We start from the raw sequence: 17,514 nt of genomic DNA, 5'->3' as shown, positions 1-17,514 counted from the left end.
CCGACCGGGAAGATGACCATGAGTCTTGCAGAAAAACTGGCACAGGAACGGCGGGCGCGTCTGGCCGCCGAACGCTTGCTTGCACTCAAGCAGAGTGAACTGTCCGAGGCCAATCGCAAGCTGGGCGAATATGCGATGGCCCTGACCAAACGTATCGGCGAGACCGAGGCCGAGGTCGAATCCGTGCGTGGCGAGAATGAAAAGGTCAAATCGGACCTGACCGTTGCAAATGCCAAGATCGAAGTGGCCGAACGCCGCCTCTGGCACTCGATCCAAACGATCCAGGACGGTTTCGCCTTCTTCGACGGCAGTGATCGGTTGATCAGCGCAAATACGGCCTATCTGAGCGTGTTCGAAGGACTGGACGAGGTCGCGCCCGGGATTTCATACCCCCGCATTCTTGATCTGCTGACCACAGAGGGCATCATCGATATCGGGTCGGAACCGGCCGAGGCGTGGAAAACCCGCATGATGCGCCGCTGGACCCGGATCAACCCGCCGCCCGAAGTGATCCAGCTGTGGAATGGGCAATATATCAAGCTGATCGACCAGCGCGGCCAGGGTGGCGATGTGGTCAGTCTGGCCCTGAACATCACGGCCTCGGTCCAGCATGAGGCGCAACTGCAGGCCGCGCGCGAAAAGGCCGAGGCCGCCAACCGGGCCAAGTCGGCTTTCCTTGCCAATATGAGTCATGAGATCCGGACCCCGATGAACGGCATCGTCGGGATGACCGACCTGCTGTCGGAAACCCCTCTGAATGAAGAGCAGAGGCTATATGTTGAGACGATCCGCAATTCGGGGGACGCGCTGCTGGTCATCATCAATGACGTTCTGGACTATTCCAAGATCGAAGCGGACAAGCTTGTGCTGCATCCCGAGGATTTCGATCTTGAGCGTTGCATCCTCGAAGTTGCGATGCTGCTGCAGCCCACGGTGCGCGACAAGGGGCTGACCTTGCTGGTCGACTATGACCTGTTCCTGCCGACGCTGTTCGTGGGCGATCCAGGCCGGGTGCGTCAGGTGCTGACCAATCTGGTGGGCAACGCGGTCAAATTCACCGCCCATGGCCATGTTCTGACCCGGGTCACCGGAGTACCGCATGCCGATCAGAAGACCTGCGACATCCATATTGCGATCGAAGACACCGGAATCGGCATCGAAGCGGACAAGATCGGGCACATCTTTGGCGAGTTCAATCAGGTTGAAAACGAAAAGACCCGCGCCTTTGACGGCACTGGCCTTGGTCTGGCCATCACCAAACGCCTGATTACCTTGATGGGTGGCTCGATCTGGGTCGAGAGCGAGGCCGGCAAGGGATCGTGCTTTGGGTTCCGCATCACGCTGCCCACCGCCGAAGGCCCTCAACCGGCTCCGCCTGCCTTGGCGGACAGGCTGAAACATGTCCTCGTGGTCGAGGATCTGGCGGTCAATCGGGCCATTCTGAACAAGCAGCTGCGGCGTTTGGGGGCCGAGGTGACGGTTTGCGCCACAGGCACCGAAGCGCTGAGGGCGGTGGAAGCGTCGATCGACCTGATCCTTTGCGATCACGATTTGCCTGACATGGACGGGCTGGATTTGGCGGAAACTCTGCGCAAGCGAGGCTGGTCCGACGTTCCGATCGTGCTGATGTCCGCAAACCCGGCCATCGTGCACGCCGATCCGAACCATCGGCTGATACAAGGGGTGGTTCAGAAACCGATCCCACGGGCCGAGCTGTTCTCGCGGCTTCAGGCGCTGGGCGCCGCTGTGTTGCCTGCGCCTGTTTCCCCGCCCTGCCGCGCGGAGCCGGCCCAATCGTCCGGCGGAAACACGAAGCTGCGCAAGATGCGGGTTCTGGCCGCCGAGGACAATCGCACCAACCAGTTGATCCTGAGCAAGATGACCAAGGATCTGAACATAGACCTCAAGCTGGTGGCCAACGGGCTTGAGGCTGTTGAAGCCTTTTCGGAATTCGCGCCGGACCTGATCCTCATGGACATCTCGATGCCCAAGATGGACGGAAAGCAGGCCACGGGTGAGATCCGTAGACGCGAAATCGGCACAGGGCAGCATGTGCCGATCGTGGCGCTGACCGCTCATGCCTTGGCGGGTGACGAGCACAGCATCCTAGCGGCCGGGCTGGATCACTACCTGACGAAACCGCTTCAGAAGAAGCTGATTTGCGAGATGATCCAGTCCAACTGCCCGAAGGATGCGCAACCTGTCATTGTCGAGCCGGCCGGTGCGATCTAGGCTGGTGCCATGTCACAGGAACGAGGTTTTCGCCCCCGCGCTTTGGGTGAAATAGCAATACGCTGCGCCGACATGGCAGCCATGGTTGATTTCTATGAAAACGTCGTCGGGCTGACCCGCCTGCATGGCGGTCATGACAGCGCCATCACATTCTTTCGGATTGCGGAAGGGTTCGAAGGACACACACAGGTTCTGGCGCTGTTTCACCATGAGGCGGCGCCGCGGCCAGGTTTGCACCCCACCGGTGCCGACAAACCCATGACCGGGGCGCAATCGTCGTTGCACCATATCGCCTTGTCTCTTCCTTTTGCGGAACAGGAGGCCGTCATGCGCTGGTATGATCAAATCGGCCAGCCCTATCGCGTCGAACGGTTCGGCTGGATCGGTTGGCGCGGCGTATTCACCACGGACCCCGAGGGCAACACGGTCGAGCTGGTGGCGTATGATGCCTCGATGTTGGGTCAGGCCTGATAGGGGCGCACGAATACCGGTTTGTCCGGTTCCGACAACTCAGACCGATACACATAGCCGCCGGTGTCGAAATCCCGCAGGCCCGCAGGGTCGGTCAGCCGGTGCTGGATGATGTACCGCGCCATCGAGCCGCGAGCCTTTTTGGCGAAGAAGCTGACGATCTTCGGTGCGCCGTCCTTGTCCTCCATGAAGACAGGGGTGATGACCCGCAGTTTCAGCGCCTTGGGGGTCACCGCGCCAAAATACTCCTGGCTGGCGCAGTTCACCAGCGTCTCGGTGCCGATCTCGTCGGCCTGCGCATTCAGCGCCTTGCTCAGCTGGTCGCGCCAGTAGTCGTACAAGGACGTGCCGCGGCGGGTCTTCAACCGGCTACCCATTTCCAGCCGATAGGGCTGAATGGCGTCCAGAGGGCGCAGCAGGCCGTAAAGCCCCGAAAGGATGCGCAGATGATCCTGCGCCCAGGCCAGTTCCTCGGCGTCCAGCGAGGCGGCCTCGAGCCCCTGATAGGTGTCGCCGGCAAAGGCCAACGCGGCTGGGCGGGTGGCCTCGGGCGGCGGGGTATCGGCAAAGGTGCGGAACCGGTCGCGGTTCAGCCGGGCCAGATCGTCGCTGAGGCTCATCAGCTTTTTTAGTTCTCCCAGCGTCAGGTTGCGCGCGGTTTTCGCCAGCCGGATCGCGTCGTCCTGAAAATCGGGCTGGGTCGGCGTCGCGTCCCGTTCTGCCCAGTCCAGCCGTTTGGCCGGAGAGATCACCACCAGCATATCTACCCCCGTGTTCGTGCCTGCCCGTCGATACCTAGCCCGCCGCGCGCAGCACGTCCAGAAAGGCGGCCGCGAAACGTTCGGCGCGGCGGTCGCCCAGGATCTGCTCCAACGCGCGTTCGTCTTTGGGGCGCATCTGCGCCACCTTGGCCAGTTGCGAGGCGGAACAGCTCAGCGGTTTGTCGATCCCGTCCGGGCCTCGGGCCAGCTGCGCCTGCACCTCGAGCAGACGGTCGTAGATATCGCCCTGTTCGCGCCCGGCCAGCTTGCGGCGCGCCGGATGCAGCGCCTGCGCCTCGCCCGCGATTACCTCAAGGAAAGTGTCGCCGTAGCGGTCCAGTTTTTTCGCGCCGACACCGCCGATCCGGGCCATCTCGTCCAGGGTCATGGGGCGTTTTTCCGCCATCTCGATCAGCGTACGGTCGGGGAAGATGACATAGGCGGGCACCCGGGCGGCCTCGGCCAGCGCGCGGCGCTTGGCCTTGAGGGCCGACAGCAGGGGCGCGTCCTCTTCCGAGACCATCATCTTGACCGCGGGCCGCCGGGTGGCCTTGCGCAGCGTGTCCTTGCGGAGGGTGATCTGCGCCTCGCCCTTCAGGATCGGCTTGGCGGCCTCGGTCATGCGCAGGGCGCCGTGGCGTTCGGGGTCGGGGCGCACCAGGTCATGGCCCATCATCTGCCGGAAGATCGCCTGCCATTGCGGGCGCGACCAGTCCTTGCCGATGCCGTAAGTGGGCAATTCGTCATGCCGCCGGGCGCGGATCTTGTCGGTGTCATTGCCCAGCAGGATGTCGATCAGGTGGCCCGAACCGAACCATTCCTCGGTGCGCAGGATCGCCGACAGGGCCATGCGCACCGGCGTAGTGCCGTCGAACAGCTCGGGCGGGCTGTCGCACAGATCGCATTTGCCGCAGGGCTGGGCCTGTTCTCCGAAATAGCCCAGCAGAGTTTGGCGGCGGCAATGCAACGCCTCGGCCAGACCCAGCAGAGCGTTCAGGCGGGCATGGTCGGCGGCGCGGCGTTCGGGCGGGGCCAACCCCTCGTCGATCTGGCTGCGGCGCAGGCGGATGTCGTCGGGGCCGAACAGGGTCAGGGTCTCGGCCGGGCCGCCGTCGCGGCCGGCGCGGCCGATTTCCTGGTAATAGGCCTCGATCGATTTGGGTAGGTCCGCATGGGCGACCCAGCGGATGTCGGGCTTGTCGATGCCCATGCCAAAGGCCACGGTGGCCACCACGATCAGCCCGTCCTCGCGCGCGAAGCGGGTTTCGACGATGCGGCGGTCCTCGGCCTCCATCCCGCCGTGATAGTGGCAGGCGCTGTGGCCCTGTTCGCGCAGCGCCTGCGCCAGCACTTCGGTCTTGTTGCGGGTGCCGCAATAGACGATGCCCGACTGGCCCCGGCGGGCGTCGGCGAAATCCAGGATCTGCTTGCGCGGGCTGTCCTTGGCGGCAAAGGCCAGGTGGATGTTCGGCCGGTCGAACCCGCGCAGGAATTTGCGCGGGGGCGTGCCGTCGAACAGTTTCTCGACGATTTCGTCCTGGGTTTCCGCATCCGCCGTAGCGGTGAAGGCGGCCAAGGGCACGTTCAGCGCGCGCCGCAGCTCTCCGATCCGCAGATAGTCGGGGCGGAAATCATGGCCCCACTGGCTGACGCAATGGGCCTCGTCCACGGCGATCAGGCTGACATTGATCCGTCGCAGCATCCCCAGCGCCGAGCCCGCCGCCAGCCGTTCGGGCGCCATGTAGAGCAGTTTCAGCCGCCCGGCCTCGAGCGCCTCCCACACGGCGTCGGTTTCCTCGGGCGTGTTGCCCGAGGTCAGCGCACCAGCCTCGACCCCGGCCTCTTGCAGCCCCCGCACCTGGTCACGCATCAGGGCGATCAGCGGCGAAATCACCACCGTGACCCCGTCGCGCAGCAGGGCAGGCAGTTGAAAACACAGAGATTTGCCGCCCCCGGTGGGCATGATCGCCAGCAAGTTCTCGCCGGCGGTCACGGCATCGACGATCTCTTCCTGCCCGGGGCGGAAGTCATCGAATCCAAAGACATCTCGCAGCAGAGGCGCGGCGTCGAACATGTGCGGGGGTGCCCTGTTTCAAGATTTGACTGCTCTTGAACGGACAATCACACAGTCGGAATCAGGGAACAAGAGGTCAGTAGAAATAGACCGCGTTGTTGATGAGGACGATCCGCAGCGCATAGACGCCGATCAGCACCACCAGCGGCGTCAGGTCCAGACCGCCCATGTTGGGCAGAATGCGGCGGATCGGGCCGTAGATCGGCTCGAGCAGGCGGTTCAGGCCGTACCAGATCTGGGCGACCAGCTGTTGATGCAGGTTCAGGACCTGGAAGTTGATCAGCCAGCTCATGATCACATGGGCCAGGATGATGAACCAGACGATGTCCAGGATCAGCAGCAGGATTTGGATCAGCGACAGCATGGGCACCTCGTTTTCCGTACGGCCTGAGACCTAAGTGCCCAAGTGGCATTAGGCAAGCCCGCAGTCACAGAACGCTTGCGAAATGCCCCAAAGGCCCGTCTTATGAAATCAAAAGCAGGCAAGGGGCAGAGATGGCAGAGATTTCCAAGCGCAGGCGCATCTGGGGCTGGTGGTTTTTCGACTGGGCCAGCCAGCCGTATCACACCCTGTTGGTGACCTTTGTCTTTGGTCCGTATTTCGCCGGCGTTGCCGCCGAATATTATGCAACCGCCGGGATGGATGCCGAAGCCGCCGCCGCGCAGGCGCAGACGGTCTGGGCCAACTGCCTGACGATCACCGGGCTGATCATCGCCTTCGGCGCGCCGCTCTTGGGGGCCATGGCCGATGTCTCGGGGCGGCGCATCCCGTGGATCTTCGCCTTTTCGGTGATGTATGCCGCGGGGTCTGCCGCGCTGTGGTTCACGCTGCCGGACGGGTCGAACATGTGGCTGATGCTGTCGGCCTTCGGTCTGGGCTTCGTGGGGGCGGAATACGCGCTGATCTTCATCAACTCGCAATTGCCCGATCTGGGGGACGACAACGAGGTGGGCGAGATCTCGGGCTCGGGCTTTGCCTTCGGCTATTTCGGCGGGCTGATTTCCCTGGCGATCATGCTGGCGCTGTTCGTCGAGCAGCCCAACGGCAAGACGCTGATCGGGATGGAGCCGCTGTTTGGCCTGGACGCCGGCGCGCGCGAGGGCACGCGCTTCGTGGGGCCGTTCACCGCCGGGTGGTTCGTCCTGTTCATGATCCCGTATTTCCTGTGGGTTCGCGACGATCCGGCGGTCGACAAAAAGGGCAGCGTATCCGAGGCGCTGCGCCTGCTGGGAAAGTCCGTAGCCGCCTTGCGGTACCGGGTCAGCCTTGCCAGCTATCTGGGGTCATCGATGTTCTACCGGGATGCGCTGAACGGGCTGTACAGTTTCGGCGGCGTCTATGCGCGGCTGGTGCTGGAATGGGACCTGATCAAGATCGGCGTATTCGGCATCATCAGCGTGCTGGCCTCGGCAGTCTTCGCCTGGATCGGCGGCAAGCTGGACCGGAAATTCGGCCCCAAGCCAGTGATCCTGACCGCGATCTGGGTTCTGATCCTGGTCTGCACCACCATCGTGTCGATGGACCGGACGCAGATCTTCGGCATCGCCCTGCCCCAAGAGTCGGGCTTGCCGGACATGGTGTTCTTTGGCTGTGGCATCCTGATCGGCGGGATGGGTGGCATTCTGCAATCGGCCAGCCGGTCGTTGATGGTGCGCCACACCGACCCGGCCGCCCCGGTCGAGAGCTTTGGGCTGTATGGCCTGTCGGGCCGGGCCACCGCATTTGCCGCGCCTTTGCTGATCGGAATTGCAACAACCGCGACCGGCAGCGCGCGGTTGGGGGTGTCTCCGATCGTCGGGTTGTTTATTCTGGGATTGTTCCTAATGCGCTGGGTCAAACCGGAAGGGGATCAGAGCAGATGATTTCATTACGTTTTTTGGTATTTTTGGCAGGAATTGCGCTGGCCGGGGCGGCTGGGGCTCAACCGCTGGCCAAGCAGTTGTTCGGGGCTCAGAAGGACAGTTCGCAACAAAAACCGGCCGCTTTCGGCAGTTATTCGCGCGGATGCGCCGCCGGATCGGTGCAACTGCCCGAGACCGGACCCACCTGGCAGGCGATGCGTCTGTCGCGCAACCGCAACTGGGGCCACCCGCAGTCCATCGACTTCGTGCAGGACCTCAGCCGTTTTGCGGCAAAGCAACCGGGGTGGAACGGGCTTTACATCGGGGATATCAGTCAGCCGCGGGGCGGGCCTATGACCTCGGGCCACCGCAGCCACCAGCTTGGCTTGGACATCGACATCTGGATGCTGCCCGGTGACAACATGCGCCTGTCGCGCAAGGCGCGCGAGAACATCTCGTCGATCTCCTTGCGGCGCTCGAACGGCGCCTATGTGAACGGCAACTGGACGAAACAGCACCACGCCATCCTGCGCGAGGCGGCCAAGGACAAACGCGTGGCCCGCATCTTCGTGTTTCCGGGCGCCAAGGTGCAGATGTGCAAGGAAGAGAAGGGCAACCGTGCCTATCTGCGCAAGATCCGGCCCTGGTGGGGGCATCATTATCACTTCCACGTCCGGCTGAACTGCCCGCGCGGCTCGCGCGGGTGCGTCAATCAGGATCCGCCGCCCAAGGGTGACGGCTGCGCCGAGGCCGAACAGTGGGTGCGCAACATCCTGAACCCGCCGCCGCCCGACCCCAACGCGCCGCCTCCGAAGAAACGTCGTGAGTATGTTCTGGCGGATCTGCCCCAGCAATGCGCCGCCGTCTTGCAGTCCAACTAATCGCCAGCCTGTTTCTGGCCGGTTCCGCCTGGGCGGTCGAAGTCAAATCGGCCGAATATCTGGGCAGCTTTGCATGGCGCGCCGGCCATGACTGGTTCGGCGGGTTTTCCGCCATCCATGTCTCGGATGACGGGCAGCGCGCATGGGTGCTGAGCGACCGCTCCACCCTGGCATCGGTCCGCATCGACCGGGATGGCGATGAGATTGTCGGCATCCGTATTGTTGGCCACTGGCCGGTTCTGTCCAGCCGGGGACGGATCATGCCCGGCAGCTCGGGTGACTCCGAGGGGCTGGCGCTGGCGCCTGACGGCAGCTTCTACATCTCGTTCGAAGGCGTGCATCGCGTGGCCCGGTATGCCGCGCCCGGTGCCCATGCGCAGGTGCTGCCGCGCCCCAAGGCCTTTGACGCGCTCGACCAGAACGGTTCGTTCGAGGGGCTGGCCATCGACGCGCAGGGCCGCCTGTACACGTTGCCCGAGAAAAGCCGCACGGCAAATGGCGACATTCCGGTCTATCGGTGGAACGGGCGCGCCTGGTCCACGCCCTTTGTCCTGACGCAGCGGGACGGTTTTCTGCCCGTAGCGGCCGATTTCGGCCCGGACGGGCGGTTCTACGTGCTGGAACGCGCGGTCTCGCTGACCGGGTTCCGGTCGCGTTTGCGTCGGTGGCAGATCGCGGGTGATACAACTACGGCCGAGGAAATCCTGTTCCAGACCGGAACCGGAACCCATGACAATCTCGAGGGGCTGTCGGTCTGGCGCGACGGGCAGGGGCAATTGCGGGCCACGATGATCTCGGACGACAACTTTCTGGCGCTGCAGCGTACCGAACTGGTCGAGTATCTGCTGCCGGATTGACACGGGCCGATCCCGGGTCTAGAAGCGCGGCTTGCCTTGGGACGGTCCCTTGGCCAAGTCGCCGCTACCTTGTCAAAACGGGCATCAGAACATGCAACGCAACTTTATCCCCGGCATTCTTGCCATGGCCGCCATCGTCGTGGCCTCGAACATCCTGGTCCAGTTCCTGATCTTTGACGGGCTGTTGACCTGGGGTGCCTTCACCTATCCGCTGGCCTTTCTGGTCACCGACATCATGAACCGCGTCTATGGCGTGGGCCCGGCCCGCAAGGTCGTGTTCGCCGGCTTCGTCACCGGCGTGATCTGCTCGCTGATCGGCAGCCAGATCATGCTGCAGGGTGACGGCTTCACCTACGCCGCCGTGCCGTTGCGCATCGCCGTGGCTTCGGGAACCGCGTTCCTGATCGCGCAGCTGACCGACGTCACCGTGTTCAACGCCATGCGTGAAGGCCGCTGGTGGCGCGCGCCGCTGGTGTCCACACTGGTCGGGTCGGCGCTGGATACAGCGATCTTCTTCACAATCGCGTTCTCGGCCTCGGTGACCGTCTTCGGCGCCGATGCGGATGCGGCCATCAACTGGGCGTGGGAGCCGGTGCCTTTCATGCTGTCGGGCCCCGAGGCGCCCCTGTGGGTGACGCTGGCCTTTGCCGACTGGCTGGTGAAGCTGTCGCTGGCCTTGGTCGCACTGATCCCCTTCAAGGTGATCGTCGCCCGCCTGACCGCACAGCCTGCGTAAAAAAACGCTTTGAGAGTGGCACAAGTTGTGTCACCATCCTTTTCAACCGCAACAGATAGAAAAGGAGGTGATCCAGTGTCGAGAAAGAGATTGGAGAGAGGTGTCGGAACAACCGGGGGGACCGCCTGCTAGGGCAGCCCTTGGCGGAGCGCGCGCTCCGGCTGGTCGATTGATCTAACCGACCCGACCTCCTGAACTTTCGAAGGGCCGTCCCGCCGGGGCGGCCCTTTCTGTTTCCGGGTGGCGCCTGTAAAGTCGCGTCCATGTTGCGCATCACCGACGATATCACCCTGCACGATTGGGAAATGACCGAGAGCTTCATCCGCGCCTCGGGTCCCGGCGGGCAGAACGTGAACAAGGTCTCGACCGCGGTCGAGCTGCGCTTCGAGGCGGCGCGCTCGCCCTCGCTGCCCGATCCGGTCAAGGCGCGGCTGAAACGGCTGGCCGGGCGGCGCTGGACCAAGGATGGCGCGATCATCATCCAATGCGACGAGACCCGCAGCCAGGCCCGCAACCGCGAGATCGCCCGCGCCCGTCTGGCCGAGCTGATCGGCAAGGCGCTGGTCAAACCCAAGCGGCGGATCGCGACGAAGCCCACCTATGGCTCGGTCAAGCGCCGGCTGGCGGCGAAAAAGGCCCGGTCCGACGTCAAGGCGCTGCGCGGCAAGGTGGCGGAAGATTGATCTGGCATCTTTCCCTGCCGTTGCTAGTCTGACCGCAACAGGCGGCAGGGAGGCAAGGCCATGAGGCTGGAGGGAAAAACCGCAATCGTGACCGGCGGCGCATCCGGGTTCGGGGCCGGGATCGTGCAGAAATTCCTGACCGAGGGCGCACGGGTGATGATCGCCGATATCAACGGGGATGCCGCGCGTCACATGGCGGCAACGCTGGGCCCGCTGGCCGAACACTGCCAGGTGGATGTCTCCGACGGCGACTCGGTCCAGGCGATGGCGGATGCGGCGCTGGGACTCTACGGCCACCTCGACATCCTTGTGAACAATGCCGGCGTGACCCACCTTCCGACGCCGCTGGAGGAGGTCAGTGAAGAAGACTTCGACCGCGTCTATCGCGTGAACACGAAGTCGGTCTTTCTGACCGCGCGGGCGCTGGTGCCGCATATGAAATCGCGCGGGTCGGGGGCGATCCTGAACGTCGCCTCGACCGCCGGATTGTCACCGCGCCCGAACCTGAACTGGTACAACGCCTCCAAGGGCTGGATGATCACCGCAACCAAGACCATGGCGGTCGAGCTGGCCCCGTCCGGTGTGCGCGTGAACGCGATCTGCCCGGTGGCGGGGGAAACGCCCCTGCTGAAATCCTTCATGGGCGAAGACACGCCCGAAATCCGCGCCAAGTTCCTGTCGACCATCCCGTTGGGTCGGTTCTCGACCCCGCAGGACATGGGCAACGCCGCCTGTTTCCTGTGCTCGGATGAGGCCAGCATGATCACTGGTGCCGCGCTTGAGGTGGACGGGGGCCGCTGCATCTGACCGCCCCTTCATCTGGCCCAAAATATCCCCGCCGGAGGCAGCGCGCGCAGCGCGCTTTTCCGCAGAAAAGGACGAAACCGCATGACCCCCGGACCCAGAAACCTGATCACCGACGTGCCCGGCCTGCTGGTGGGCAACGCACAGGACGCGGCCCTGAAATCAGGCGTCACCGTCCTGACCGGAGATCAGCCCCTGCGGGCCTCGGTTCATGTGATGGGGGGCGCCCCCGGCACGCGTGAGACCGATCTGCTGGCCGCCGACAAAACTGTCGACCGGGTGGATGCGATCGTGCTTTCAGGAGGCTCGGCCTTTGGGCTGGATGCCTGTTCGGGCGTGATGGACGCGCTGCATGCACAGGGACGCGGGTTTCAGGTGGGGTCAGCCGTGGTGCCGATCGTACCCGGGGCGATTCTGTTCGACCTGCTGAACGGTGGCGACAAGGCGTGGGGTGAAAACCCGTACCGCGCCTTGGGCCGGGCCGCATTCGACGCCGCGGCGGAGACGTTCGATCTGGGCAGCGCCGGGGCCGGAACCGGCGCGCTGACGGCCATGTGCAAGGGTGGGCTGGGCTCCGCCTCGGCGGTGTTGCCGGGCGGCGTGACAGTGGGTGCGCTGGTTGCAGCCAACCCGCTGGGCAGCGTCATCACCCCGGGGGACCGGCATTTTTGGGCCGCCCCGTTCGAGATCGGGGCCGAGTTCGGCGGGCTGGGGCCGGATGCGGCGTCCGGACTGGGGGACCCCGTGCCCAGCCGCAAGGCCCGGGCAATGGGCCATCCCCCGCCCGACAAGGCCAACACGACCATCGCCATCGTCGCCACCGATGCCGCCCTGACCAAACCGCAATGCCAGCGCATGGCGGTGGCCGCCCATGACGGGATCGCCCGCGCCATCCTGCCCGCCCACACGCCGGGCGACGGTGACCTGGTGTTCGGCGTCAGCACGGGGCGGATCCCTTCGGCCGAGGCCGATCTGGCCCTGCTGGGCCACGCCGCGGCTCAGTGCCTGACCCGCGCCATCGCACGCGCGGTCTACCATGCGAAACCGGCGTCAGGCGACCTGCTGCCGTGCTGGTCGGATCTGCAAAACACGCCTTGAAAATATACCTTTTGGGCTGCGTCAGGTCGCCGCCGCGCGTCAAATTGCGCATTGACTCTGCGCGCGTTTGATACTGGTTAAAGGGCAGCCAATTCATATCGGAGCAACGCCAATGAAACGTATCATCGCGACTGCCATCGTCGGCCTGCTGGCTGTGCCGGCTCTGGCCGAAGGCGACGCCGAAGCCGGTGCCAAGACCTTCAACAAGTGCAAGTCCTGCCACATGATCGCAACGCCGGACGGCGAAGCCATCGTCAAGGGCGGCAAAACCGGGCCGAACCTGTACGGTATCGCTGGCCGCGCGGCTGGTGCAGAGGAAGGCTTCAAATACGGCGACAGCTTGGTTGCGGCTGGTGAAAAAGGTCTGGTCTGGGACGAGGAAAGCTTCGTCGCCTATGTTCAGGACCCCAAGGCGTTCCTGAAAGACTACCTGGGTGAAACATCGGCCAAGTCGAAGATGACCTTCAAGCTGAAAAAGGGTGGCGAGGACGTCTTTGCCTATCTGCAGAGCGTTTCGGCCGAATAAGCCGCACTTGCCAAAAAATCGGAACAAGTACAAAAGGCCGCAGCCCTGCGGCCTTTCGTGCGCTTGATTGAAGCGTCGATCATCGCCAGTTTTGTCGCAGACCAAAAAACACTGCGCCCAACCCGCCCGAGCATCGCGCACAGTCGCCGATGCCGCCAGACCGACGCAGTCACATCAGGAGAGGACAGATGGGAATCATGATCCCGGCTTGGGTTCATGGCGAGCTGACACCCGTGGACAAGCTGGAAGCCCACGAAAAGGGGCTCAAGCACAAAGCGGTCTCGGTCTTCGTCGTGCGGGGCACCGAGATTCTGATGCAGCGCCGCGCGCTGGGCAAATATCACACGCCCGGCCTGTGGGCGAATACCTGCTGCACCCATCCCGACTGGGACGAGAACTCCTCGGACTGCGCGGTGCGCCGTCTGCGCGAGGAGTTGGGCATCACCGGCCTGTATCCCGAATACCGGCACCGGCTGGAATATCACGCGGATGTCGGCAACGGGATGGTCGAGAACGAGGTCGTGGACGTGTTCCTGGCGCATGTGCGCGGGCCGCTGAAGATCGAGCCCAACCCCGACGAGGTGATGGAGATCCGCTGGATCGACTATCACGACCTGCTGGCCGAAGTGCGCCGTCATCCCGAACGGTTCACCCCGTGGCTGAAGATCTACCTGCACAATCACGCCGACACGATCTTTGGCCCCGACCTGATCATCTCGGCCAAATCCTGACGCGCCCATCTTGCAAGGGCTGACGAAGCCGCATACATCACGGCGTCATGGCCAAACAGAAGACAGACCCCAACTACAAGGTGATCGCCGAAAATCGGCGGGCCCGCTTCGATTACGCGATCGAAGAGGATATCGAGTGCGGCATCGTGCTGGAAGGGTCCGAGGTCAAGTCTCTGCGCGCGGGCGGGGCCAACATCGCCGAAAGCTATGCCGCGGTCGAGGATGGCGAACTGTGGCTGATCAACAGCTATATCGCGCCCTACGAGCAGGCCAAGGCGTTCAAGCATGACGAGCGCCGCCGGCGCAAGCTGCTGGTGTCCCGCAAAGAGCTGTCGAACCTGTGGAACGCCACGCAGCGCAAGGGCATGACCCTGGTGCCGTTGGTTCTCTATTTCAACCACAAGGGCCGGGCCAAGCTGAAGATCGGCATCGCCAAGGGCAAGAAGATCCACGACAAGCGCGAAACCCAGGCCAAGCGCGACTGGTCGCGCCAGAAACAGCGCCTGCTGAAGGATCACAGCTGACCCGGGCTGCGCCGCGGGTCAGACTGAATCAGAACGCCATGGTGGCCTGCACCGCCCGTTTCCAGCGCGTATAGGCCGCCTCGCGGTCAGCCTCGGGCAGGATCGGTTCGAACCGCTGGTCCAGCGCCCAGGTGTCGGCAAATCCGGCCTGATCGGGATAGACCCCGGCCTTCATCCCCGCCAGCCAGGCCGCGCCCAGCGCCGTGGTTTCCTGCATCACCGGCCGGTCGACCGGCGCGCCCAGAATGTCCGACAGACCCTGCATCGCCCAGTCGGACGCGCTCATCCCGCCATCGACCCGCAGGATCACGTCGGCCTCGGCGCCCCAGTCGCCCTGCATCGCGTGCCACAGGTCGCGGGTCTGGAAGGCGATGCTTTCCAGCGTGGCCCGCGCGATCTCGGCCCGGCCCGAGTTGCGGGTCAGACCGAACATGGCGCCGCGACAGTCGGGCTTCCAATAGGGCGCGCCCAGTCCGGTGAAGGCGGGCACCAGAACCACATGCTGGTTGGGGTCCGCCTGCGCGGCCAGTTCGCCGCTTTGCGGGGCCGAGTCGATGATCCGCAGCGCGTCGCGCAGCCACTGCACCGCCGCGCCCGCGATGAAGATCGAGCCTTCCAACGCATAGGTCCGCTGACCGTCCAGCTGATAGGCGATGGTGGTCAGCAGGCGGTTTTTCGACTCCACCGGCTGCGTGCCGGTGTTCAGCAGCGCAAAGCAGCCGGTGCCATAGGTGGATTTCATCATGCCCGGCTGGAAGCAGGCCTGCCCGATCGTGGCGGCCTGCTGGTCACCGGCCACGCCCAGAATCGGGATTGCCCCGCCGAACAGGCCGGTCTGGCCGAAATCGGCCGCGCAGTCGCGCACCTCGGGCAGCATCGACAGCGGCACGTCCAGCAGATCGCAGATTTCGGCGCTCCAGTTGCCCTTGTGGATGTCGAACAGCAGGGTGCGCGCGGCGTTGGTGGCGTCGGTGGCGTGGACGCGGCCCTCGGTCAGGCGCCAGATCAGGAAGCTGTCGATGGTGCCGAACAGCAGCTCGCCCGCCTCGGCCCGGTCGCGCGCGCCGGGTACGGTGTCCAGTATCCACTTGACCTTGGTACCCGAGAAATACGGGTCGAGCAGCAGACCGGTCTGGGCGGTCACGTCATCCTCGCAGCCCGCGTCGCGGAACCGCTGGCAGATCTCGGCGGTGCGGCGGTCCTGCCAGACGATGGCGTTGTGGATGGCCTTGCCGGTCGTCTTGTCCCAGACCACGGTGGTTTCGCGCTGGTTGGTGATGCCGATCCCGGCGATCTGGTCGGCCGCGACGCCCACCTCGTCCATCACCTGCCGGCAGACGTTCAGGACGCTGTCCCAGATTTCCTCGGGGTCGTGCTCGACCCAGCCTTCCTGCGGGAAATACTGGGTGAATTCCTGCTGTGCGGTGCCCACGCGCTGCATCTGCGCGTCGAACAGGATCGCGCGCGAGGACGTGGTGCCCTGATCGATTGCCAGAATATAGGTCATGCCCGTGTTCCCCCCGGTCGTCATTTTCAGGGGACATTAGGCGATTGGCCGGAGCCGTTCCAGACCCCAGTTTCAGGCCAAAGGCACGTCGGTATTGTCGATCAGGCGCACGCCTTCCAGCCAAGCGGTGGCGAACAGGCGCGCGGGGCGGGTGGCGGCGGTCAGCGGCGCAAGCGTTTCGGCGCAGCGCAGGTCGATATATTCCACCTCGGAAAAGCCCGCCGCCAGCAACGTGTCGCGGGCCGGCCCCACCAGATCGGCGAACGCGACGCCCTGCGCCAGCTGCCCGGCCATGTCCTGCATCACCGCATGCATCCGCGCCCCGGTCGCCAGCCCCTGGTCCGACAGGCGCAGATTGCGCGAGGACATCGCCAGCCCCGAGGGCTCGCGCACGGTGGGGCAGCCGATCACCTCGATCGGGATGTCCAGATCGCGGGCCATGCGCTGCACGACCATCAACTGCTGATAGTCCTTTTCGCCGAAATAGGCTCGGTCCGCCTGCGTCTGCAGGAACAGTTTCGCCACGACGGTCGCCACGCCGTCGAAATGTCCGGGGCGGAATTCGCCCTCCATTACGTCGGTCAGGCCGGCGACGGACACGGTGGTGACGAACCCGTCCGGATAGATCTGGTCCGGGTCTGGGACATAGATCGCATCGACCCCCAGCGGCGCCAGCTTGGCCGCGTCGTCCTGCTCGGTGCGCGGGTACTTGGCCAGATCCTCGGGGTTGTTGAACTGCTTGGGATTGACGAAGATCGTCACGATCACCCGGTCGCAATCGGCCCGCGCCGCCTGTGCCAGCGACAGGTGCCCCTGATGCAGCGCGCCCATGGTGGGCACCACGCCGATGGTCTGGCCAGCCCGGCGCCAGGCCCGGGTCTTGGCGCGCAGCTCCGAAAGGGTGCGCAGGATGGGCGCGGTCATGCCTTGCCCCCCTTGGCAGGGGCCTGATCGGCAAACACATGTTCGGCCGCGGGGAAGGTGCGGGCGCGCACCTCGGCGGCGTATTCGGCGATGGCGGCCTCGGCCAGCGGGCCCAGATCGGCATAGCGTTTGACGAATTTCGGTTTGAAGGCCGTGAAAAAGCCCAACATGTCGTCAACCACCAGGATCTGACCGTCACAGCCGGCCGAGGCTCCAATGCCGATGGTGGGGATGGGCAGCTCGGCGGTGATCCGGTCGGCCAGACCCTGCGGAACCTTCTCGAGCACGACCGAAAACGCCCCGGCCTCGGCCACGGCGCGGGCGTCGGCCAGCACCGTCTCGGCCTGTTCGTCGCGGCCCTGCACCTTATAGCCGCCCAGCGTGTTGATCGATTGCGGCGTCAGACCCACATGCGCCATCACCGGGATGCCGCGCTTGACCAGAAAGCGGATCGTCTCGGCCATCTCGACCCCGCCTTCCAGCTTGACCGCGCCCGCGCCGGTCTCGGCCATCAGCCGGGCCGCGTTGCGGAAGGCCTGCTCAGGGCTTTCTTCATAGCTGGCAAAGGGCATGTCGATGACCATCATCGCCGTCTCCAGCCCGCGCGCCACGGCCTGCCCGTGCAGGATCATCATCTCCATCGTCACGCCCAGGGTCGAGCTCAGCCCGTGCAGCACCATGCCGACGCTGTCGCCCACCAGGACGAAGTCGCAATGGGGGTCCATCAGCCGGGCCATCGGCGTGGTATAGGCGGTCAGGCTGACCAGCGGATCGCCCCCTTTGCGGGCGCGGATATCCTCGGCATTCGGGGCTGTCTTGCGGGCGGTGGCGCTCATGCTCGCTCCTCGCGGGGTTCATGTTGC

18 protein-coding genes are annotated in these 17,514 nt (G+C 64.5%); 12 read left to right on the top strand and 6 right to left on the bottom strand.

Annotated features, from left to right (window positions below):
* The first annotated feature begins 18 nt into the window (after positions 1–18).
* Together ACR0BA_RS12385 and ACR0BA_RS12380 are read left to right on the top strand one after the other, a co-directional pair.
* Entirely contained in the window at positions 19–2,232 is a 2,214-nt protein-coding gene (locus tag ACR0BA_RS12385; RefSeq protein WP_480728195.1) for a response regulator, read from the top strand.
* Between the two features lie 9 nt (positions 2,233–2,241).
* The gene (locus ACR0BA_RS12380; RefSeq protein WP_480728193.1) at positions 2,242–2,703 is read left to right on the top strand and encodes a VOC family protein; all 462 of its coding nucleotides are present in this window, start codon (positions 2,242–2,244) and stop codon (positions 2,701–2,703) included.
* Here the strand turns inward: ACR0BA_RS12380 and yaaA are convergent.
* The 3 genes from yaaA to ACR0BA_RS12365 form a co-directional block, all read right to left on the bottom strand.
* Positions 2,694–3,464 carry a peroxide stress protein YaaA gene (gene yaaA, locus ACR0BA_RS12375; RefSeq protein ID WP_480728192.1) on the bottom strand — a complete coding sequence of 257 codons (771 nt, stop codon included), beginning with the start codon at positions 3,462–3,464 and terminating at the stop codon, positions 2,694–2,696. The two genes, ACR0BA_RS12380 and yaaA, sit on opposite strands and share 10 nt — an antisense overlap.
* 34 nt (positions 3,465–3,498) lie before the next feature.
* Positions 3,499–5,538 carry a DNA helicase RecQ gene (recQ, locus tag ACR0BA_RS12370; RefSeq protein ID WP_480728190.1) on the bottom strand — a complete coding sequence of 680 codons (2,040 nt, stop codon included), beginning with the start codon at positions 5,536–5,538 and terminating at the stop codon, positions 3,499–3,501.
* A gap of 76 nt (positions 5,539–5,614) precedes the next feature.
* Positions 5,615–5,902, bottom strand: coding sequence for a YggT family protein (locus ACR0BA_RS12365; protein WP_008757771.1), 288 nt, complete (start codon positions 5,900–5,902; stop codon positions 5,615–5,617).
* 131 nt (positions 5,903–6,033) lie between these two features.
* Between ACR0BA_RS12365 and ACR0BA_RS12360 the strand changes: the two genes are divergently transcribed.
* From ACR0BA_RS12360 to smpB, 10 genes are all read left to right on the top strand, one after another.
* On the top strand, positions 6,034–7,401 hold the full coding sequence (locus ACR0BA_RS12360; RefSeq protein WP_480728188.1) for an MFS transporter: 1,368 nt from the start codon (positions 6,034–6,036) through the stop codon (positions 7,399–7,401).
* Positions 7,398–8,261: a penicillin-insensitive murein endopeptidase gene (gene mepA, locus ACR0BA_RS12355; RefSeq protein WP_170364071.1), complete on the top strand. Its 864-nt coding sequence runs from the start codon at positions 7,398–7,400 to the stop codon at positions 8,259–8,261. Before ACR0BA_RS12360 ends, mepA begins: the two co-directional genes overlap by 4 nt.
* The gene (locus ACR0BA_RS12350) at positions 8,234–9,118 is read left to right on the top strand and encodes an esterase-like activity of phytase family protein (protein WP_480728186.1); all 885 of its coding nucleotides are present in this window, start codon (positions 8,234–8,236) and stop codon (positions 9,116–9,118) included. Before mepA ends, ACR0BA_RS12350 begins: the two co-directional genes overlap by 28 nt.
* A gap of 91 nt (positions 9,119–9,209) precedes the next feature.
* Entirely contained in the window at positions 9,210–9,854 is a 645-nt protein-coding gene (locus ACR0BA_RS12345; protein ID WP_170369072.1) for a queuosine precursor transporter, read from the top strand.
* Between the two features lie 263 nt (positions 9,855–10,117).
* On the top strand, positions 10,118–10,537 hold the full coding sequence (arfB, locus tag ACR0BA_RS12340; RefSeq protein ID WP_005980088.1) for an alternative ribosome rescue aminoacyl-tRNA hydrolase ArfB: 420 nt from the start codon (positions 10,118–10,120) through the stop codon (positions 10,535–10,537).
* Between the two features lie 60 nt (positions 10,538–10,597).
* Positions 10,598–11,344 carry an SDR family oxidoreductase gene (locus ACR0BA_RS12335; protein ID WP_480728184.1) on the top strand — a complete coding sequence of 249 codons (747 nt, stop codon included), beginning with the start codon at positions 10,598–10,600 and terminating at the stop codon, positions 11,342–11,344.
* Between the two features lie 81 nt (positions 11,345–11,425).
* Positions 11,426–12,439, top strand: a complete 1,014-nt coding sequence (locus ACR0BA_RS12330; RefSeq protein WP_480728182.1) for a P1 family peptidase — start codon at positions 11,426–11,428, stop codon at positions 12,437–12,439.
* A gap of 112 nt (positions 12,440–12,551) precedes the next feature.
* Positions 12,552–12,965, top strand: a complete 414-nt coding sequence (locus tag ACR0BA_RS12325; RefSeq protein ID WP_170341868.1) for a c-type cytochrome — start codon at positions 12,552–12,554, stop codon at positions 12,963–12,965.
* Positions 12,966–13,153: 188 nt separating this feature from the next.
* Complete coding sequence (gene idi / locus ACR0BA_RS12320; RefSeq protein WP_093964071.1) at positions 13,154–13,696, top strand: isopentenyl-diphosphate Delta-isomerase; 543 nt, start codon at positions 13,154–13,156, stop codon at positions 13,694–13,696.
* Positions 13,697–13,743: 47 nt separating this feature from the next.
* On the top strand, positions 13,744–14,220 hold the full coding sequence (gene smpB / locus ACR0BA_RS12315) for an SsrA-binding protein SmpB (RefSeq protein WP_170447423.1): 477 nt from the start codon (positions 13,744–13,746) through the stop codon (positions 14,218–14,220).
* 28 nt (positions 14,221–14,248) lie between these two features.
* On the opposite strand, the gene glpK is transcribed toward smpB, so the two are convergent.
* From glpK to panB, 3 genes are all read right to left on the bottom strand, one after another.
* Entirely contained in the window at positions 14,249–15,727 is a 1,479-nt protein-coding gene (gene glpK / locus ACR0BA_RS12310; RefSeq protein ID WP_480728180.1) for a glycerol kinase GlpK, read from the bottom strand.
* 72 nt (positions 15,728–15,799) lie between these two features.
* Positions 15,800–16,651, bottom strand: coding sequence for a pantoate--beta-alanine ligase (gene panC / locus ACR0BA_RS12305; protein ID WP_480633756.1), 852 nt, complete (start codon positions 16,649–16,651; stop codon positions 15,800–15,802).
* Complete coding sequence (gene panB / locus ACR0BA_RS12300) at positions 16,648–17,487, bottom strand: 3-methyl-2-oxobutanoate hydroxymethyltransferase (RefSeq protein ID WP_170360453.1); 840 nt, start codon at positions 17,485–17,487, stop codon at positions 16,648–16,650. The genes panC and panB overlap by 4 nt, the downstream gene beginning before the upstream one ends.
* Positions 17,488–17,514: the final 27 nt, after the last annotated feature.

The sequence above is a fragment of the Ruegeria sp. CI5 genome (assembly GCF_056536885.1).
The sequence above is the reverse complement of the archived record's forward strand: the minus strand, read 5'-3'. Positions and strand labels throughout refer to the sequence as shown.